Origin of the sequence: Mesorhizobium sp. LNHC229A00 (genome assembly GCF_000502415.1) — a bacterium.
GTDB lineage: Bacteria > Pseudomonadota > Alphaproteobacteria > Rhizobiales > Rhizobiaceae > Mesorhizobium.
In genome coordinates this window covers 169,338-188,963 of the sequence record NZ_AYWQ01000008.1, presented here as the reverse complement: position 1 = coordinate 188,963, position 19,626 = coordinate 169,338, and the positions used below count along the sequence as shown (strand labels likewise).

Annotated in this window: 19 protein-coding genes; 9 read left to right on the top strand and 10 right to left on the bottom strand. The window is 61.8% G+C overall.

The window, feature by feature from the left end; all coding sequences use genetic code 11:
* Nucleotides 1-24: 24 nt before the first annotated feature.
* The 7 genes from recF to X742_RS151685 form a co-directional block, all read right to left on the bottom strand.
* The gene (gene recF / locus X742_RS151655; protein WP_023773037.1) at nucleotides 25-1,164 is read right to left on the bottom strand and encodes a DNA replication/repair protein RecF; all 1,140 of its coding nucleotides are present in this window, start codon (nucleotides 1,162-1,164) and stop codon (nucleotides 25-27) included.
* A gap of 66 nt (nucleotides 1,165-1,230) precedes the next feature.
* On the bottom strand, nucleotides 1,231-2,349 hold the full coding sequence (dnaN, locus tag X742_RS151660; RefSeq protein WP_023773036.1) for a DNA polymerase III subunit beta: 1,119 nt from the start codon (nucleotides 2,347-2,349) through the stop codon (nucleotides 1,231-1,233).
* Nucleotides 2,350-2,549: 200 nt separating this feature from the next.
* Nucleotides 2,550-4,094 (bottom strand): chromosomal replication initiator protein DnaA, encoded by a 1,545-nt coding sequence (dnaA, locus tag X742_RS151665; protein ID WP_031241021.1) that lies wholly within the window; start codon nucleotides 4,092-4,094, stop codon nucleotides 2,550-2,552.
* An 855-nt stretch (nucleotides 4,095-4,949) separates the two neighbouring features.
* Complete coding sequence (rpsT, locus tag X742_RS151670) at nucleotides 4,950-5,216, bottom strand: 30S ribosomal protein S20 (RefSeq protein ID WP_015319343.1); 267 nt, start codon at nucleotides 5,214-5,216, stop codon at nucleotides 4,950-4,952.
* Nucleotides 5,217-5,395: 179 nt separating this feature from the next.
* Entirely contained in the window at nucleotides 5,396-6,169 is a 774-nt protein-coding gene (locus X742_RS151675; protein ID WP_023773034.1) for an enoyl-CoA hydratase, read from the bottom strand.
* A 34-nt stretch (nucleotides 6,170-6,203) separates the two neighbouring features.
* Entirely contained in the window at nucleotides 6,204-7,094 is an 891-nt protein-coding gene (mutM, locus tag X742_RS151680; protein ID WP_023773033.1) for a bifunctional DNA-formamidopyrimidine glycosylase/DNA-(apurinic or apyrimidinic site) lyase, read from the bottom strand.
* A complete protein-coding gene (locus X742_RS151685; RefSeq protein ID WP_023773032.1) occupies nucleotides 7,087-8,328 on the bottom strand; it encodes a phosphopentomutase in 1,242 nt (413 codons plus the stop codon). Before X742_RS151685 ends, mutM begins: the two co-directional genes overlap by 8 nt.
* A 151-nt stretch (nucleotides 8,329-8,479) precedes the next feature.
* On the opposite strand from X742_RS151685, the gene X742_RS151690 reads away from it, so the two are divergent.
* A complete protein-coding gene (locus tag X742_RS151690; protein WP_023773031.1) occupies nucleotides 8,480-9,400 on the top strand; it encodes a PhnD/SsuA/transferrin family substrate-binding protein in 921 nt (306 codons plus the stop codon).
* 6 nt (nucleotides 9,401-9,406) lie between these two features.
* On the opposite strand, the gene X742_RS151695 is transcribed toward X742_RS151690, so the two are convergent.
* From X742_RS151695 to X742_RS151705, 3 genes are all read right to left on the bottom strand, one after another.
* Nucleotides 9,407-10,030 (bottom strand): TadE/TadG family type IV pilus assembly protein, encoded by a 624-nt coding sequence (locus X742_RS151695; protein ID WP_023773030.1) that lies wholly within the window; start codon nucleotides 10,028-10,030, stop codon nucleotides 9,407-9,409.
* A gap of 40 nt (nucleotides 10,031-10,070) precedes the next feature.
* On the bottom strand, nucleotides 10,071-10,652 hold the full coding sequence (locus X742_RS151700) for a TadE/TadG family type IV pilus assembly protein (RefSeq protein WP_023773029.1): 582 nt from the start codon (nucleotides 10,650-10,652) through the stop codon (nucleotides 10,071-10,073).
* A gap of 139 nt (nucleotides 10,653-10,791) precedes the next feature.
* Nucleotides 10,792-11,214, bottom strand: coding sequence for a pilus assembly protein N-terminal domain-containing protein (locus tag X742_RS151705; RefSeq protein WP_023773028.1), 423 nt, complete (start codon nucleotides 11,212-11,214; stop codon nucleotides 10,792-10,794).
* 358 nt (nucleotides 11,215-11,572) lie between these two features.
* Between X742_RS151705 and X742_RS151710 the strand changes: the two genes are divergently transcribed.
* The 8 genes from X742_RS151710 (at nucleotide 11,573) to X742_RS151745 (ending at nucleotide 19,625) form a co-directional block, all read left to right on the top strand.
* On the top strand, nucleotides 11,573-11,749 hold the full coding sequence (locus X742_RS151710; RefSeq protein WP_023773027.1) for a Flp family type IVb pilin: 177 nt from the start codon (nucleotides 11,573-11,575) through the stop codon (nucleotides 11,747-11,749).
* 170 nt (nucleotides 11,750-11,919) lie between these two features.
* A complete protein-coding gene (locus X742_RS151715) occupies nucleotides 11,920-12,438 on the top strand; it encodes a prepilin peptidase (RefSeq protein ID WP_023773026.1) in 519 nt (172 codons plus the stop codon).
* A gap of 211 nt (nucleotides 12,439-12,649) precedes the next feature.
* The gene (cpaB, locus tag X742_RS151720; protein ID WP_023773025.1) at nucleotides 12,650-13,459 is read left to right on the top strand and encodes a Flp pilus assembly protein CpaB; all 810 of its coding nucleotides are present in this window, start codon (nucleotides 12,650-12,652) and stop codon (nucleotides 13,457-13,459) included.
* The gene (locus X742_RS151725; protein ID WP_023773024.1) at nucleotides 13,456-14,970 is read left to right on the top strand and encodes a type II and III secretion system protein family protein; all 1,515 of its coding nucleotides are present in this window, start codon (nucleotides 13,456-13,458) and stop codon (nucleotides 14,968-14,970) included. Before cpaB ends, X742_RS151725 begins: the two co-directional genes overlap by 4 nt.
* Before the next feature lie 14 nt (nucleotides 14,971-14,984).
* Entirely contained in the window at nucleotides 14,985-15,716 is a 732-nt protein-coding gene (locus X742_RS151730; protein WP_023773023.1) for a CpaD family pilus assembly protein, read from the top strand.
* Nucleotides 15,717-15,763: 47 nt separating this feature from the next.
* The gene (locus X742_RS151735) at nucleotides 15,764-17,053 is read left to right on the top strand and encodes a CpaE family protein (protein ID WP_032922371.1); all 1,290 of its coding nucleotides are present in this window, start codon (nucleotides 15,764-15,766) and stop codon (nucleotides 17,051-17,053) included.
* A gap of 23 nt (nucleotides 17,054-17,076) precedes the next feature.
* On the top strand, nucleotides 17,077-18,582 hold the full coding sequence (locus X742_RS151740) for a CpaF family protein (protein ID WP_023773021.1): 1,506 nt from the start codon (nucleotides 17,077-17,079) through the stop codon (nucleotides 18,580-18,582).
* Between the two features lie 29 nt (nucleotides 18,583-18,611).
* Nucleotides 18,612-19,625: a type II secretion system F family protein gene (locus tag X742_RS151745; protein ID WP_023773020.1), complete on the top strand. Its 1,014-nt coding sequence runs from the start codon at nucleotides 18,612-18,614 to the stop codon at nucleotides 19,623-19,625.
* The last annotated feature ends 1 nt before the right edge of the window (nucleotide 19,626 follow it).

Genomic DNA, 19,626 nt, shown 5'->3' with positions numbered 1-19,626 from the left:
CCATATAGCGGTCGAAAAACCTTGTCAGGGGTCTTCGGTTGGCCCAACCGTGCCATGGTCGACCGTCAGGAACTGCGCGCGGCCATGCAGGCTGGAAAACAGCGCCGCATCGGTGCCCGTCATGAAGGCCTGGCAGTTCAGGTCTTCCAGGATCGAGAACAATGCCGCGCGGCGGCCGCCATCAAGATGCGCCGCGATCTCGTCGAGCAGCAGGATCGGCGTCAGGACGGACATTTCGCCGGTCAGCCGGGCATGCGACAGCACGATACCGACCAGCAACGCCTTCTGTTCGCCGGTCGAGCAGAGTTCGGCCGGCATTGCCTTGGGCCGGTGCCGGACCATGAGGTCCGAGCGGTGCGGACCCTCGAGGGTGCGTCCGGCGGCGCGGTCCCGGTCGCGGCCATCGGCAAGCGCCCGTCGGAACCGCTCCTCGACATCGACCGCCGGTGCACCGGCAATCTCGGCCTCCAACTCACCCGAAAGGCCGATATCGGCCTGCGGAAACGGTCCGGTGTCGGGCAGCCGGTCGATCATGGCCACCAGCAGGCGCACCAACTCGGAGCGCGCGGCCGCTATCGCCACGCCGGTCTCGGCCATCTGCGTCTCTATCGCCTCGAACCAGCTGGCATCCCGCGAGCCTTCCGTCAGCAAGCGGTTACGGCCTCGCATCGCCTTCTCGTAATCGAGTGCGCGCTGGCCATGGCCGGGATCGATCGCCAGAACCAGCCGGTCGAGGAAGCGCCGGCGATCCGCTGCCGGCCCGGTGAACAGCGAATCCATCGCCGGCGTCAGCCACACCACACGCAGCCATTCCAGCATGTCCTCGGCCCGCGCCGCGGCTCCATTTATACGCACCCGCCTGCCGCTCTCCGCGGTGTCGCCTCCGGAAATGCCTGTGCCGATCTCGACCTCGCCTTCAGGTCCGTCGAGCCGTGCATGCAGGGCAAAACCGCCATCGCCACCCTCACGGGCCACATCCCCGTAGGCTGCGCGGCGCAAGCCGCGTCCCGGTGTCAAAAAGGAGATCGCTTCGAGGAGATTGGTCTTGCCGGCACCATTGTCGCCGGAAAAGACCACGGCGCCCGGCGCGACATCTATCGCAAGGGTCGCATAGTTGCGAAAATTGGTAAGCGTGAGCTTACTTATGTGGGTTTGTGCCGGCAACCGCTATCCGCCTTTAGAAGTCGCCGCAACCAAGGCCTAGTCGTATTGCCAGCGACGCCGCGCCGGCTATACCCGCATCGGCATCAGCACGTAAAGCGCGGTCTCGTCGGCCATGTCGTGGATCAGCGTCGGCGAACCGGCATCGGCCAACATGAATTTGGCCTCCGTGCCGGTCAATTGCGCGGCGACATCGAGCAGGTATTTGGCGTTGAAGCCGATCTCGATCGGGTCGGCCGAATAGTTGGCCGCCAGTTCTTCCGTGGCGCTGCCTGAATCCGGATTGTTGACCGCAAGCGTCACCTGGCCTTCGCTGATCGAGAGCTTCACCGCCCGGCCGCGTTCGGAAGAGATGGTCGAGACCCGGTCGACCGCGGCGGCGAAGCTTTGGCGGTCGAGGATCAGCTTCTTGTCGTTGCCGGTCGGAATGACCCGCTGATAGTCCGGGAAGGTGCCGTCGATCAGCTTCGAGGTGAGGACGACGCTGCCGATGGTGAAGCGGATTTTGGTGTCGGACAACTCGGTGGTCACGGCGACATCCGGATCGTCGACCAGTTTCTGCAGCTCGCTCACTGTTTTGCGCGGAATGATGATGCCCGGCATGCCCTCGGAGCCAGCCGGCGCGTCGATCTCGGCGCGCGCCAGGCGATGGCCGTCGGTTGCCACCGAGCGCAGCTTCAGCTTGCCGCCGACCTCATGCGTGTGCAGGTAGATGCCGTTAAGATAGTAGCGCGTCTCCTCGGTGGAGATGGCGAACTGCGTCTTCTCGATCAGACCCTTCAGCGCCACCGCATCGAGGCGGAAGATGTGCGAGAAGGATCCGGCCGAAAGCTCGGGAAAGTCGGATTGCGGCAGGCACTGCAGGCGGAAGCTCGAGCGGCCCGACGTCACCGTCATGGCGTTGCCGTCCTCGTCTGTCTTCAGCATTACCTCGGCACCGTCCGAGAGCTTTCGCACGATGTCATAGAGCAGGTGCGCGGGGACCGTCGTCGCCCCGCCGCGCTCGACCTTGGCGGGCGTCGCTTCCGTCACCTCCAGGTCGAGGTCGGTGGCCTTCATTTCGAGGCTGGCGCCGTCCGCGCTGAGCAACACGTTCGACAGGATCGGTATGGTGTTGCGCCGTTCGACCACGCGGTGCACGTGGTTGAGCGACTTCAGGAGATTTGATCGTTCCAGAATAACACGCATGACGAAACAGGCTCGCTTGAATGAATGAACGGGTCTCCGGCTGCCGGCGCCCCGCGAAAGCTCTGAACAGGCTTCAGAATCTACGCAAACTGACAGGAAAAAGCCAGTGAACGCAAGCCCGCGCCACCGGTTCGGGCCGGTTGCGCGGGCTTTCTGGGGATAAAGCTGGCCAACCCCGCAAGCGGGCGGTTTCTGACCGGTCAGGCCTGGTCGTTGATCAGCCTTCTCAGCAATTCCAGTTCCTGCGCCAGCGTGTTGTCATTGCCGGAAAGGTCCTCGATCTTGCGCACGGCGTGCAGCACCGTCGTGTGATCGCGGCCACCGAAGCGCCTTCCGATTTCCGGCAGCGAGCGCGGCGTCATCACCTTCGACAGATACATGGCGACCTGTCGCGGCTTGACGATGGTGCGCGTGCGCCGATTGGACAGCAATTCCGTCTTCGAGACGTTGTAGTGGCGCGCCACGATGCGCTGGATGTCCTCGATGCGGACCCGCTTCGGCTCGCCCGTGCGATAGATGTGGCCGAGGATCTCGTCGATGCGATCGATGGTGATCTGCGGCTCGAACGACTGGCGAAACAGGAGCTGGTTGAAGGCGCCCTCCAGTTCACGTCCGCTGCCGGTCACGGTCCGGGCAACGTGGTTGAGGATCTCTTCGGAAATGCCCAGCGATGCATCGTCGATCCTGGCCGTGGCCAGACGCAGTTTGAGCATGCCGAGCCGCATGGCGAAATCGGGCGCCGACATTTCGAGGGCGACGCCGCCATTGAGACGCGAACGGACCCGCGGTTCGAGGGATTCCAGCTCCGACGGTGGACGGTCGGCGGCAACGACGACCTGCTTGGCGCTGTCGAGCAGCATGTTGATCAGATGACAGAATTCATGCTGGATCGATTTGCCCTGCAGGAATTGCATGTCGTCGATGATCAAGAGATCGATGTCGCGCAACTGCTCCTTGAGCGTCAGTGCGTTGTTGTCGCGGATCGCCGTGGCGAAGCGCCACATGAAATACTCCGCGGTGAGGTAGACCACGCGTGACTTCGGGTTCTGCTTCAGCGATTCCGCCGCGATGGCCTGCAGCAGGTGAGTCTTGCCGAGCCCGACGGTGGCATGCAGGAAAAGCGGATTGAAGCGTACCGCGCTCGACTGCGATTCCGCCACGGCCTTGGCGGCGGCGAAGGCGACCCGGTTCGACGGTCCCTCGATGAAGGAGCCGAACGTGTAACGCGGATCAAGCGGTGATCCCAGAACATTGTGGCGGAACTCGCTCTCGACCGGCACGCCCGGACGCGGCATCGGAGACCGCTCCACCCTACCTGGACTGACGGTGCCGGCGGCCAGCGCCGTCTGCGTCTGCCGCGTCATCTTGCGGGCCGGCGCCAATTCCGGTTCGGGCTGGCCGCGCCCCTGACGGGTTGCGGTGCGCACGACGATTTCGATCTTGAGAAGCTCGGGATCCTCGTGCTTCCACAGCTCTGAAATGAGATCATGATAGTGGCCGTTGATCCACGAGCGCAGGAAGGCGGTGGGCACGGAGATGCGGACAATGCCCTTGGACGCTTCCGCGACCTTCATGCGTCCAAACCAGCTGGAATAGACTTCGGTTCCCAGGCGCGCCTTCAACTGGGCCTTGACCCGGTCGAACTTCTGTTCCGCGTCGCTGGAGACCGCCATCTCGTTTGCTCCGATCAAAGTTCCAGGAAATGGGAGGTCGCCCGTAAGCTCCCTTTCGATGCCGCTCTGCATGATCGAGTTCCTTGCCTTTCTGTACCTGTTTTTCGCTGGGGATGCGCCTCCTGCATCCTTTTCCGGCGACCGTGTCTTCGCTACGATGCCATTGCCGCCGCCGGCAATGAGCGTCGCCCACCATCCGGCGGGAACCGGTGCCGGCCCATGGAAGCCAGTCCGCGTTGGGTATGTCAGGGCAATACAACACCGTCCGGCGAAAGAGCGCCGGCGCGCCGTCCTACCTGCCATGTGTCTAGTTACGCCAGTCCCCTACCGTATCGAAAAAGAGCAAACCATACCCGTTCGCGGACTTGATCCACGTCGCAAATCCCGCCAATTTAAGCTGGCCGCGTAAGGCTGGGTTAAGGGCCAGAGGCCCGCCCCGTTCGATAGATCGACATTACCGAAATCGCTGTGGATAGGGCAAGGCCACGTCTAACGGATTTTTAAGGAATCTGGTTACCTCGGGCGGGTTGGAGCGCCATGCCGCGGCGGCATATTTTGACAAAGCCATTGGGATTCAAACCCTTTTCCGACGAATATGAAAAAGCCGGGCCGGCGCGAAATTTTCTGAAATAATTCACTTGACAGCCAGTTGTCCTCCTGACCCTTCGGCGCGCTGTGGACAAGCTGTGGATGACTGTCGCTAACTGCTTGGGAACAAACAGCTATTTGTGCGGGGCGGAGTTTTCTCGGTCCGCCCTTTTGAAGCGCGCCGATCATCAGCGGGCATGTATGTGCCGGCAAACCATTTCGAACTCGGGAACCTGAACTTGGGGCTGTCTGCGGTTATTCTTTTTAAGTACTTGCCGGCAAACGAAAAAACCCGGCGCGATCGGCCGGGTTCGAAGAAGATCTCCTGAAAAGTCGATATCAGGCCGACAGCACCTTGAGGCGCTGGGCGAGGCGCGACACCTTGCGAGACGCTGTGTTCTTGTGCATCACGCCCTTGGTCGCGGCGCGCATCAATTCCGGCTCGGCTGCCTTGAAGGCGGCCTGTGCGGCCGCCTTGTCGCCGGAGGCGAGTGCCTCCTCGACCTGGCGGACGTAGGTGCGGACGCGCGAGCGGCGGTTCTTGTTGATCGCTGCGCGGCGGGCGATCTTGCGCGTTGCCTTTTTGGCCGAGGATGTGTTGGCCATGATGCCTCTCTTCTGATCTGGTCGGCGCACGCGGCGTGCCGCAGGGCGCAAAAAACAAACGGGCAGCCACGGGGCCGCCTCGGTTGGTGCGGCTTATAGTTCAGCTTTTCCGGCGCGTCAACGCCGACTGGCGTTCTTTTTGCCGATGCCACGGGTTTCGGACGCTGGCCCGCCACGCCCTACCGGTTGGTGAAATTCGGCTTCCGTTTTTCGGCGAACGCCGCCATCCCTTCCTTCTGGTCTTCGAGCGCGAAAAGCGAGTGGAACAGGCGGCGTTCGAAGCGCAATCCCTCGGCAAGCGTCGTCTCATACGCGCGGTTCACCGCTTCCTTGGCCATCATCACCGATGGCAGCGAGAAATCCGCGATTTTGGCCGCCGCCTTGACGGCCTCTTCGACCAGTTCGGCGGCCGGAACGACCCGCGACACCAGGCCCGAACGTTCGGCCTCGGCGGCATCCATCATCCGTCCTGTCAGGCACATGTCCATTGCTTTCGATTTGCCGACGAACCGGGTCAGGCGTTGCGACCCGCCCATGCCGGGAATGACACCGAGCGTGATCTCGGGCTGGCCGAATTTGGCTGTATCGGCGGCAATGATGAAGTCGCACATCATGGCGAGTTCGCAGCCGCCTCCCAGGGCATAGCCGGCCACCGCCGCGATGATCGGCTTTCGTGCCCGCGTGAACTCTTCCCAGCCAGCGAAGAAGTCCTGGCTGTAGGCATCCGCGTAGGAGATCGCCTGCATTTCCTTGATGTCGGCACCGGCGGCGAAGGCCTTGTCGGAACCGGTAACAACCATGGCGCCGATGCCAGGATCGGCGCAGAAACCGTTCACGGCCGAGACGAGTTCAGCAAGGATCTGGGAATTCAACGCATTGAGCGCCTTTGGCCGGTTCAGCGTGATCAGCCCGACCTTGCCACGCGTCTCGATTATGATCGTTTCATGGTCCATGGGCTTGCTTCTCCTTGCTCGACGGCGGTCTAGCTTACCTCTGACAGGTCCGGCAATAGAAGGTCGAGCGCCCGCTCTGCACGATGCGTTCGACCTGGCCGCTGCAGCCGGGCTTGAGGCAAGGCTCACCCTCGCGGTCGTAGACGGCGAAGGAATGCTGGAAATAGCCCAGCGACCCATCGGTGTGCATATAGTCCCGCAGTGAAGACCCGCCGGCAGCGATGGCGTCCGCGATGACCGAACGGATTGCCTCGGCGAGGCATTCGCTTTGTTCCCTGGCCTTCTTGCCTGGCTTGGCGATGGTGCCTGCCTCGCGCAGGGGTGACAGGCGTGCGCGCCAGAGCGCCTCCGAGACGTATATATTTCCTAAGCCGGCGATCAGCCTCTGGTCGAGAAGCGCTGCCTTGAGCGGCGCTCTGCGGCCTTTCAGCAGCGAGGCAAGCAGAACGCCGTCCAGCGCATTGCCGGTGGGCTCGACACCCAGTCCGTCCAGCATCGGATGCGTCTCCGGCGGCTCTTCCGCAAACAGCATGAAACCGAAGCGGCGCGGGTCGTTGAAGATCACCCGGGAGCGCGCGCCGGCCGCGGAAACGACATGGAACACGACATGATCGTGCGCCGCGCTCTTGGAACGCTCATGATGGAACACGCCCGGTGTCTCGTCGTCGTCGCCGGTCTCGATGCGAAAGGAGCCCGACATGCCGAGGTGGCAGATCAGAACCGGACCGCCCTGCATATGCATGGTCAGATATTTGGCGCGCCGGCCAAGCGCCGTGACCGTCCTGCCCGTCAGCCGCTCCGAGAACCGTTCGGGAAAGGGGAAGCGCAGATCGGGTCGTCTCATCTCGACCCTGGCCAGATGGGCACCTTCCAGGACCGGCTGCAGGCCGCGCCGGACCGTCTCGACTTCGGGCAATTCAGGCATGGCCGCCAATCGTGGCGTGGAAGGACGTGCCGTTACGGCCGCGCGCCAGCCGCAGATGTTGGGCAACCGTCTCGCCGATATCGGCGAATGTCGCCCTCAGCCCTATGTCGCCGCCTTTGAGGCCGGGTCCAGTGCCGATGACCGGAATGCGTTCGCGCGTATGATCGGTGCCGCGCCAGGTCGGATCGTTGCCGTGGTCGGCGGTCAGGATGAGAAGGTCGCCCGGCTTCAGCTTCGCAAATGCCTCCGGCAAACGCCGGTCGAAGGCCTCGAGTGCGGCGGCATAACCGGCGACATCGCGGCGATGGCCGAATTCGGTGTCGAAATCGACGAAATTGGCGAACACGAGGTCACCGTCGCCGGCCTCGTCCATGGCGCCCAGCGCCTGGTCGAACATGGCCATGTTGCCTGCCGCCTTGCGCACTTGTGAAACCCCGCGATGGGCGAAGATGTCGCCGATCTTGCCAACGGCGATGACGCGGCTGCCGCGCGCCGTCAGCCGGTCGAGCAATGTCGGTTCGGGCGGCGGCACGGCGTAGTCGTGGCGGTTGTAGGTTCGTTCGAAGGTGGCTGATGTCTCGCCGACGAAGGGGCGCGCGATCACCCGTCCGATCCTCAGCGGGTCAACCAGCCGGCGCACCACCTGGCACAACTCATAGAGCCGCTCGAGGCCGAAATGGGCCTCATGAGCGGCGATCTGCAGGACGGAATCGACCGACGTGTAGCAGATCGGCTTGCCCGTGCGGATATGTTCCTCGCCGAACCGCTCGATGATCTCGGTGCCTGGCGCATGGCAATTGCCGAGGATGCCTGAAACCTTGCCCTCGCGGATGATCGCCTCGGTCAGATCGGCCGGAAAGGCGGGAACCGTATCCGGGAAATAACCCCAGTCGAAGCGCACTGGCAGGCCTGCGATCTCCCAGTGGCCGGAAGGCGTGTCCTTGCCGCTCGAAATCTCCTGCGCCGCGCCATGGAAGGCATTGGCGAGCAGGTCCGTCCCGAAATGGGTAAAACCCAGTCCTGTCGCCGTCTCGGCCGCCTTGCCAAGTCCCAGCGATGCCATATGGGGGACGAACAGTGGTCCCTGACGAAGCCCTTCGCGATCGGCGCGCCCTTCCGCGCAAGCTTCGGCGATGTGCGCCAGCGTGTTTGCACCGGCGTCGCCATAGCGTTCTGCGTCGGCCGCGCCGCCGATGCCGAAGGAATCCAGGACAAAGAGGAATGCACGCGCCATCGGGTCATTTGTTGCCAGTGTGGACCTCAAGACATAGGGTTCCGCGGCGGCCTTGGCAATTCGGAAACCAAACGGCAATACAGGCACAAAGATCAGGTGTCGCGACCAGTTGGGCGCCCATGGACGAAACAAGAGGCAAGGCGGTCCCGTCATGAAGGGTGCGCTCAAGACATGGACTGCCCTCATGGCTGTGAACGGTGCGTTCTGCGGTGGACCGGCGTGGGCGGACTGGCGCGACGATATCAGCACATTTCGCATCGGTATCGTCGCCGAACCCGGCGCCGGCAATACCGTTCCGGGGCTGGCCGTGCTGACGCAAGCCTTTACCGATGCGCTCGGCATGAAGGTGGAATTCGTCGTTGCCCGCGATTACGCGGCACTGATCGAGGCACAGGCCAATGCGCGGATCGAATACGCCATCTATTCAGCGATCGCCTACGCCACGGCGCTGCAACGCTGCGAATGCATTGAGCCGCTCGTGGCTCCGGTCGATTCAGACGGTGCGGCCGGCATTCGCTCGGTACTGCTGACCAGGGACGGCAAATTGCCCGGCTTGGCTGACATGGAGACCCGCCGGATCGCCATGCCGCCGCCGGACAGCGTCGGCGGTTCGCTTTTGCCGCTGGCGGGCTTGGCCGCCGAACACGTCAGGATCGCCGAGGGCGCACCATTCCTTGTCCATGCCCCGTCGCCATCGGCGGCTGAAACCATGCTTGTCGACGGCGAGGCCGACGCCATGTTCGGTTGGGTGAAGGCAGCGGCCGACGGTCAGCCGCGACCGCCCGGGGGCACCCAGGCAAGGCTCGAATCATCAGGCCTTTCGGCGTCGGCTCTTCAGGTCGTGTGGACGTCGGGTCTGCTGAGATACGGTCCCCATGCGGTGCGCGGCGACCTCGATCCGGAAGCCAAGCGTCGGCTGACGGTGTTCCTCACCAATCTCAAATCGACGACGCCGGATGTCTACGATCTTCTGGAGCCGAAGCATGCCGGCGGCTTCATGGCCGTGGTTCCGAAGGACTATTCGGCGGCGGAGGCAATCGTGCGGATGGTGTCGGTGGATGGCCGGCAATAAAGTCCTTCAGCAGTCGCTGCAAGGGATCGTGACGCTTCTGCGGGGACGCAGAAAATAGGTTTCGCCCATCGGGATCTTCGTAGTGAGAGATGGGGTCAATCCAAGCTTCTGAGTGGTGTCCGGCTGCCAGTTGATAATCGGCAAATAGCCCAGATTGCTTTCCACGCGGACGAGGAACGTCCCGGGGACCCTGAGGCTTGCCGGAACCGTGGTTGCGGTGCCGGCGGTCGCTCCGACGCCATTCACACCGTTGATCACCTTGCGCGACCACACCACCAGCACCTTCGGTGTGGGATCGGTGGTGACCTGTATGGCCGTGATGGTGATATCCGGCACGGAGCGGCTATAGGGTTGAAGGGTCAAAATGCCGATCTTCATGATGGCATCGAGGTCCACTTTGGCGATGGTCGGCTGTTGTGTGACGAGATCGGCGACCATGCTGCCGACACGGCTGACCTTCTTGCTCGTCTCAATGGCCTGCGAAGCCTCCATGGTCATGAAATACATGACCAGCAGGACAGGCGCGATAAGCGCGAACTCGACCGCCGCGACGCCACGACGATTGGACCAGAACTGGATTGATTTGCCCCAGAGCCCAGCAATTCCCTGATGTGCCCCCGCACGCATCATATTCACTGCCCTTTTTTAAGTTGTTGCTTCGCTGATGGTCTCAATTGTCGAACGGCTCATTCTGCCAGGTCACCGAAGCGAAATGCAGGGTTTTGTTGCCGCCCATCGACTGCGCCATCAGGTTGGTCATGATGGGCCATTTGTAGAAGACCCGCAGCATGTTCTTTGACTCCGCCGCACCCGCCGTGACGGCAAAGGGCACATCGGCGCCGCTATTCGTCAGCTGGATGTTACCGCCCTGGATCCTGAAGCCGGCCTGTGCCGCGTCCGCGAATGCTGTGTATTGGCGAAGATCGACGCTCAACTGATTGGGGCAATCCTGCGAGACGATGATTTCCAGCTTGCCGCAGATCATGTTCTTCAAATTGTCTCCGGCGACGTCGGCGGCCCTCAACTGGCCGGTGCGCAGCCGGCGCGCGACATCGTCGGTAATGTTGGCCATCACCTCCTGGCTGGCAAATGAGATGCAGCTTTCGAGGATGGCGAAGACGAGAAGCGCGAACGGCATTGCAAGCAGCGCGAACTCCAGCGCCGTGGCGCCGCGCCGGTCGCGCACGAAGCGGTGGAAAGGCCTGGCGCGCTCGATCTTGCGTTGATCTGTCGAGCCGAATTCCTTGCTCATGCGATGTTCCTGCCATCCTGACGGTGCTGACAGGTGTATTAGTGCAAACCAATTGAGGTCCGGTTTGAATGATCGTTAAACTCGGCGCAGGCATTTTAACCAGGCAGTAACCTGGGCGCTGGCGTGGCCCCCGCACGGCTTATTTGGTGACGCTCATCTCGGCTTCGGACGATTTCTCCGCGTCACTCTTGTAGGAGCTTTCGCAATAGGGCGTGCACGACATGGTCTGGACCTCCGCGCGCCGGTAAATGCGAACCGACGTGGCCGCCTGGCGGACCACGGTGACCTGTGCGTCGACGATCGGGCTGCCCTCTGGGTCAAGAACGACGAGATTGGTGACACCGAAACCCTTCCCGGTGAGCACGATCGTCGAGGCATCCTGGACGGAGGCGTCGGCGATTGCCGGGTTGCCCACGACGATCGTATCGGCGGGGCGCGACAATTTCACGATCTTGGCCTGGTTCATGGTGACCTCGATCCCGGCGCCGGCCCTGGCGGGCGCGGTCAAGCTGGCGGCGGCAAGGAGCACGGCAATCAGAATCGACGATCTCGGCACGGCCATCAAGGCGCTCCACGCAGGCGGACTGTTCAACGGAACATGAACGAGATTGGTGAACCAACGGTTAAGTTGACTTGTTGCGCTCGGATGTGGCGGTCGGCATGGACGAGCGCATCACCAAACTCGTGCACGCGTCGCAAGCCTGCCCAAGCCCTTGCCGTTTGCGGCGTCGAGCCGCAAAACACAACATTAGTCAGCGCTTAGTGTGGAGTTAACCACGCAAGATGTTCTGGTGGGGAAAGGAATCGGTAAGGCTGTTTATTAAGCCGATCGAAAGAGCTTCTCCCTAGATTTGCAGCATCCGATCAACCATCACAGAAGTTGACGGAAGTGCTGTAACACGTGGAGTAGGAGCTCTCGAATGTCTAATCTCATCGCACGTTTCGTGAAGGACGAATCCGGCGCGACCGCCATCGAATATGGTCTGATCGCCGCTCTCATCGCGCTCGCCATCATCACCGGCGCCGGTGCGCTCGGCAATGCTATCAATGCCAAGTTCGCTGCTATCGGAACGACCCTGAATACCACCGGCACCTGATCTGCCGTATTGCTGGTCGCTTAGATCTTCTGAACAAGGGCCGCCATGTGGCGGCCCTTGTTCTGTCCTGCCGTCAGTGGCGGTCCGCTCTTCGCTCTTGGCCTCATAAATCATTAACGGAACATGCCTAGACTAAAACCCCGTTGACCCGGACAATAGGCACAGCGCCGATGCTTGAAGCCCTGATTTTCGTCGTCTTCCCCTTCTGCATGCTGTTTGCAGCGATCTCCGATATGCTGTCGATGACGATCGCCAATCGCGTGCCAGTATTGCTTGTCGTCGTCTTCGCGCTGGTGGCGCCGCTGACGGGCATGGACTGGGCAGCCTATGGCGGACATTTCTCGGCTGGCGCCATCGTCCTAGCCGTGACGTTCGGCCTGTTCGCCTTGGGTGGCATGGGCGGCGGCGACGCCAAACTGCTGGCCGCCACGGCCGTGTGGATGGGGCTCAACGTGCATCTCGTTGAATATCTAGTCGTCTCGACATTCATCGGCGGCCTTCTGACAATCGCGATCCTGCTTTACCGGAAGTCGACGCTGGCGGTTTTCACCGGCCGCAATCCATTCCTGCGTCATTTCGCCGAAGAGTCGGCCGGTGTTCCCTACGGGATCGCACTCGGCCTGGGCGGACTGCTGACCTTTCCGGATTCCCCCTTGATGGTATGGGCGCTGGCAAGGCTGGCGAACTGAATTTATCAAATTTTCGTCGGCTGGCATTCCTTACAAGCCGCCTTTGCGGAGCGGCGGCCCAGCATTTCCGCGCATCTCGGCGCGATTCATCCAATTTATGTAAACGTTAAATTAATCACGATCGTAAGCATTGCATTAACCTTGTTTTGACGATTGCCGCTGCAAAGTCCGGCTTGGCTAGGTGGTTTGCCAATGGCGAGGGTTCGGACAGATGCCAGCATCCCGATTGATTATTCTGAGCGTGGCGGTGGCCGCGGCGGGCGGTGCTGGTTATGTCGCGAAAAACATGGTCGCTCCGCCGCCTCAGATCGTAGTCGATTCTGGCCCCCAAGCCCCGGCGGTATCCCTGCAGGACGTGCTCGTGCTTTCGGGCGATGTCGCGATGGGCAACGCGCTCCAGAACAGCATCGCCTGGCAATCCTGGCCCGCTGACGGCATCAACCCGAATTTCATCACCAAGGCCACCGCTCCCGACGCCCTGGAGAAGCTGAAAGGGTCGATTGCCCGTGTGCCGATGTATGCGGGCGAGCCCGTCCGGCGCTCCAAGTTGATCGGCGAGGGGCAAAGCTTCATGTCGTCCATCCTGCCTTCCGGCATGCGGGCGGTCGCCACGACCATATCGGCCGACACCTCGGCCGGCGGCTTCATTCTTCCAAACGATTTCGTCGATGTCATCATGACCCGCAGGGCCGATGCCAACACCGGGGCAGGCTTCAGCACCGAGACCATCCTGAAGAATATACGCGTCCTGGCAATCGATCAGACCATCCAGGAAGACGAGGAAGGAAAGAAGACCAGGGTAGGCCAGACCGCCACGCTGGAGCTGACGCCCAAACAGGCGGAGATCATCACCGTCGCCCAACAGATGGCGGATCGCCTGACGCTGGCGTTGCGGGCGATCACGGACACCCAGGAAAAGAATGTGGACGAGGCCGACTATCTCGTTTCCGGCAATGGTCGCAGGGGAACGGTGAGGCTGATCAAGTCGGGCGAAGTCTCCGAGGTAGGGGCAAGGAAATGAGGCTAAGCGCTAAACTGCCGGCAATCGTAGCCATGGCATTCGGCCTGCTGCTCGTCGGAGCGAATGTGCGGGGCGTCGAGGCGAAGAGCACGCAGGTGTCGGCCACGACAGCCACCCAGCGCGTCAAGCTTGGCCTCAACAAGTCGGTGGTCATAGACCTGCCGAGCGATGCTTATGACATTCTTGTCGCCAACCCCTCCGTTGCCGACGCTGTGACCCGCACCGCAAGGCGTATCTATCTATTTGGCAAGTCGGTCGGCGAAACCAACATCTTCGTCTTTGGACCGAACGGCGAACAGATCGCCAGCCTCGACCTTGCCATCGAGCGTGACGTCGCCGGTCTGGAAGATTATATCAAGCGCTTCCTTCCGACCTCGACCGTGAAGGTGGAACTGCTTAACGACAACGTCATCCTGACCGGCACCGTGGATACCCCATTGGATGCCAAGCGTGCCGAACAGCTGGCGAATATGTTTGTGTCAGGCGGTGAAGCGACGACGGGACAATATTCGCAAACCGCTGCCGGCGGCTCGGCCCAGAGCGGCGTCGACATCAACAACCCGGACCAGCAGCGCCGCGTCAGCCAAATCGTCAATCTCTTGCAGATCATTGGTGACGACCAGGTCACGCTGAAGGTGACGGTGGCCGAAGTCAGCCGCTCCGTGATGAAGCAGCTCGGCGTCAATATGGTCGGCAGTGGCGGCAGCAACGGCATCAGCTATGGAGCGATTAGCGATAATTTCACCGGACTCGGCAAGCAGCTGTCGAATTCTGGCTTCAATATAGGCGCCTCGGGGTTGCAAGCCTATGTCAATGCCATGGAGCAGTCCGGGGTCATGAAGACCTTGGCCGAGCCCACCTTGACTGCGGTATCCGGCGAGAAGGCGACCTTCAAGGTCGGCGGTGAATACAACATGGTGAGCGGCGTCACAGCGAACGTATCGACCGACAACCAGACTGGCCTGAAGAACTATAGCATCGAGAAGATCGAATATGGCATCGGCCTGGAGTTCCAGCCTGTGGTGCTGTCTCCCGGCCGGATCAGCCTGAAAGTCAGAACGTCGGTTTCCGAGCCGACCACCGAAGGGTCCGTTTCGCTCTCGTCGGGTGTGACAAGTCCCGGCACGAATGTCCTGTCTCTGCGCAAGCGTCTTGCCGATACGACGGTGGAACTGCCCTCCGGCGGCTCCATGATGATCGCCGGCCTTGTTCGCGACGATGTCAGGCAAGCCGTCAACGGCTTGCCTGGACTGACAAAGATTCCAGTGCTCGGCGCGCTCTTCCGCAGCAGGGATTTCGTGCGCAACGAGACAGAGCTCGTCATCATCATCACGCCCTATCTGGTGAAGCCGGTGGCGCGCAATGAACTCGCCAAGCCGGACGACAATTTCAACCCTCCAAGCGACGGGGCCGGCATGTTCCTTGGGCGTGTCAATCGCGTCTACGGCACCATGCGGACCGACAGGCCCAACGGCCGCTATCACGGCGTTGTCGGCTTCATCTACAAGTGAACGGGAAAGCGGACATGTCTCAGTCAGCATTGAAGGCAAAGACCATGGCGATGCGCTCCGGCCGTTCTCGAACAGGCCTGCAGGCCCTTCCGATCCTCGCGGCAGCGTTGACGGCTCTGCTGGCCGGTTGCGCCCACCGCGACAGCATTACCGTGGGCGCCATCCCCGACGACTATCGCACCAATCATCCGATCGTCATCGCGGAGAAGAACCAGAAGATCGACCTTCCCGTCGGCGCCGGCGACCGTGGCATGACCGGCTCGCAGCGGGACACGCTTCTGGGGTTCCTCGACGGTTACGACAAGTCTGCCGCTCCGTCATTGACGATCCAGGTTCCAAGCGGATCCGCCAATGAGCTTGCCGCCACGGCGGCCGGTCGCGATTTCGCCCGGCTCGCGGTCGCCGCCGGTGTCAAGCGCAACCGGATCGTCGTGGTCTCCTATCAGGCCGGATCGAGCGAGGCCTCAGCCCCGGTTCGCGTATCCTACATCGCGGTGAGGGCACAGACCGACAAATGCGGACGTTGGCCCGATGACCTGGCGGAAACGTCGGAAAACAAGCACTACGCCGATTTCGGCTGCTCCTATCAGAACAATCTTGCCGCCCAAATGGCCAATCCGGCCGATCTTCTCGGGCCGCGCAAGTCTACCACCATTGATGCGGCAAATCGCAGCAAAGCCATCGGCGTCTACCAAGACAGAGGCATTTCGGATGAATTCCTCGGCAACTCGGAAGTGACTTACTAAGCCGCCCTCGGAAAGAAGCGACGCCAGGAACAGGCCACGGAAAGAGCATGACCATGAGCAGCCTTGCCTATGACGCCACCGTCGAGGGCGGCGATACCTCGCCGCAGGACGTCGCTGCGATGCAGGCGTTGCGGCCGGTTCCGCGCATTTCGATCCAGGCATTCTGCGAGACCGAGGGGGTTGCCAATCCGGTCCAGCGCGCCGGCGAGGACCGTCGCATGACCAAGGCGCATCTCAAGGTCCATATGGGCGGCGTCGCCACGGCGATTGAATTCTACCAGTCGGCGCCGACGCCCAACCTGATCCTGCTGGAATCGCGCAGCGAACCCAAGCAATTGCTGGAGCAGCTCGCCCAACTCTCGGAATACTGCGATCCATCCTCGAAAGTGGTGGTGATCGGTCACTACAATGATGTCGGTCTTTATCGCGAACTCATCCGTTCCGGCATCTCCGAATATGTCATCGCGCCGGTGTCGATGGCCGACATCGTCAGCGTCGTGTCGTCGATCTTCGTCGATCCGGATGCCGAACCGCTTGGCCGCACGGTCGCTTTCGTCGGCGCCAAGGGCGGCGTCGGCTCTTCCACGATCGCCCACAACGTCGCCTGGGCAATGTCGTCGCTGTTCAAATCCGAGGTCGTTGTCGCCGACCTCGATCTCGCCTTCGGCACCGCCAACATCAATTTCGACCAGGATCCGGCCCAGGGCATCGCCGAGGCGGTGTTCTCGCCCGAGCGCATAGACGAAGTCTATCTCGACCGGCTGTTGACCCAATGCGCCGAGCACCTGTCGCTGCTTGCGGCGCCCTCGACGCTGGACCGCGTCTACGACTTCGATCCCGATGCCTTCGCGCAGCTTGTCGATACCGCGCAGCGCAGCGTGCCGCTGCTTGTGCTCGACGTTCCCCATGTCTGGACGGGATGGGCCAAGAACACGCTGGTCAAGGCTGACGAGATCGTCATCACGGCGACGCCGGAACTGGCCAATCTGCGCAACACAAAGAACCTGGTCGACATGTTGAAACGGCTTCGTCCGAACGACCCGCCGCCGAAATTGATCATCAATCAGGCCGGCGTGCCAAAGCGGCCGGAGATCTCGGCATCCGATTTCGTCGAACCGCTCGGCCTGACACCGATGTCGGTCATCGGCTTTGATCCCCTGCTGTTCGGCAATGCCGCAAACAACGGGCGGATGCTGGGCGAGATGGATGCCAAGAACCCGGTTGTGGCCACGATCAACGAGATTGCTCATGTGCTGACGGGCCGCAGCGAAATCCGGGCGAAGAAGAAAGCTGGCCTGGGCAGTCTGCTCGGCAAGCTGTCGCGCAACAAGAAGTGACGCAATGGGGTCGGTAGTCGGTCATGTTCGGTAAAAGAGGCAACGACGACGGCAACCGGTTCACTCCGGAATTTCGCCAGCCGGCACCGGCTACGGTTGCGCCGGCCGCCGCGGTTTCGGCCGACACCGCGGTTCTTGCACGGCCCGCGGCCCCGCCTCAGCCGAGCGCACCTGTCGCGCCGCCGGCCAGGCGCGCGGTCGAAGCGCCATCCATGGCGCCGGAACCGAGGAAGGGCCGCGAAAAGAGCGAAACCTATTATGACACAAAGAGCCAGGTGTTCTCGGCTCTCATCGATACGATTGACCTGTCGCAACTCGCCAAGCTCGACCCGGAAAGCGCGCGCGAGGAAATCCGCGACATCGTCAACGACATCATCGCGATCAAGAACTTCGCGATGTCCATCGCCGAGCAGGAAGAACTGCTCGAAGACATCTGCAATGACGTGCTTGGCTACGGGCCGCTCGAGCCGTTGCTGGCGCGCGACGACATCGCCGACATCATGGTCAACGGGTCCAAGAACGTCTACATCGAAGTAAACGGCAAGGTCGAGCAGACGGGCATTCGATTTCGCGATAACCAGCAGCTTCTCAATATCTGCCAGCGCATCGTCAGCCAGGTCGGCCGCCGCGTCGACGAATCCAGCCCGATCTGCGACGCTCGTCTCCCCGACGGGTCGCGCGTCAACGTCATCGCGCCGCCGCTGGCCATCGATGGCACCGCGCTCACCATCCGCAAATTCAAGAAGGACAAGCTAACGCTCGATCAGCTGGTCAAGTTCGGCGCCATCTCTCCGCAAGGGGCAGAAGTTCTCAAGATCATCGGCCGTGTCCGCTGCAACATCGTCATCTCGGGCGGCACCGGCTCCGGCAAGACGACATTGCTCAACTGCCTGACCAACTACATCGACCGCGACGAGCGCGTCATCACCTGTGAGGACTCGGCCGAACTACAGCTGCAGCAGCCGCATGTCGTGCGCCTGGAAACGCGTCCGCCCAATCTCGAGGGCGAGGGCGAGGTGACGATGCGCGACCTGGTCAAGAATTGCCTGCGCATGCGGCCTGAACGCATCATCGTCGGCGAAGTGCGCGGACCCGAGGTCTTCGACCTGCTTCAGGCGATGAACACGGGCCATGACGGCTCGATGGGCACGATCCACTCCAACAGCCCGCGCGAATGCCTGAACCGTATCGAATCCATGATCGCCATGGGCGGCTATTCGCTGCCGCAGAAAACCGTGCGTGAAATCGTCGTCGGCTCCATCGACGTGATCATCCAGGCGGCACGCCTGCGCGACGGGTCGCGCCGCATTACCCATATTACCGAAGTGATCGGAATGGAAGGCGACGTGGTCATCACCCAGGATATCGTCCTCTACAACATCAAGGGCGAGGACGCCAACGGCAGACTGCTGGGAGAACACGTGTCGACCGGCATCGGCCGCCCGCATTTCTGGGAACGCGCGCGCTACTACGGCGAAGAGCAGCGCCTCGCAATAGCGCTCGAGGCCATGGAGAAACGTGCTGACTGACGCACTCACAGGCGTGAAGGTTCTGGTCGATGTTTGGAATTGACGGCACCGTACTGGCGTTTGTCGTACTCGCCGGCTTCAGCGCCGGCGCGGTCGCCTATGTATTTCTGTTCAACCAGATCAGCAATGAGAAACAGGCCGGCAGGCGGCTGGAAACGATCAAGGCCGCCGAGACGGACCGTTCCGTCGTCAAGGCCACCCGCGACCGGGCGGCCGACGCTGCCAAGCGCCGCAAATCGGTGCAGGATTCACTGAAGGATCTCGACGAAAAGCAGAAATCCAAGGACATCGCCGTCAAGAAGCCGCCGCTGAAAGCGCAGCTTCGCCAGGCTGGGATGAAGGTGTCGATCGAACGTTTCTATATCTATTCGGCCATCTGCGGCCTCGCGCTGACGGTGGTCGCGTTCGTGGCCGGTGCGCCGATGATTGTCTTGCCAGGTGTGCTGCTCGCCGGAGCGCTTGGCCTGCCGCGTTGGTTCGTTTCTTTTCGTCGTAGCCGGCGCGTCAAGTCATTCCTCAACGAATTTCCAAACGCGCTCGACGTCATCGTGCGGGCGGTCAAGTCCGGCCTGCCGCTGAACGATGCCATCCGCCTGATCGCCAACGAATCCCCTGAACCGGTCAAGACCGAGTTTCGCCGCATCGTCGATTCGCAGCAGATGGGCCTGTCGATCCCCGACGCCACCTTGCGCATGCCCGAAACCATGCCATGCACCGAGGCGAGCTTCTTCGGCATCGTCATCCAGATCCAGTCGCAAGCCGGTGGCAATCTCTCCGAAGCGTTAGGCAATCTTTCGCGCGTTTTGCGCGACCGCAAGAAGATGAAGGCCAAGGTCGCGGCCCTGTCGATGGAGGCGAAAGCGTCCGCCGCCATCATCGGCGCCTTGCCTTTCATCGTTGCCTTTCTCGTCTATCTCTCCAGTCCCAACTACCTGATGCCGCTGTTCACGACCAGCGTCGGCCATCTGATCCTCGGTGTTTCCGCCGTCTGGATGTCGATCGGCATCTTCGTGATGCGCAAGATGATGAATTTTGAAGTCTAGG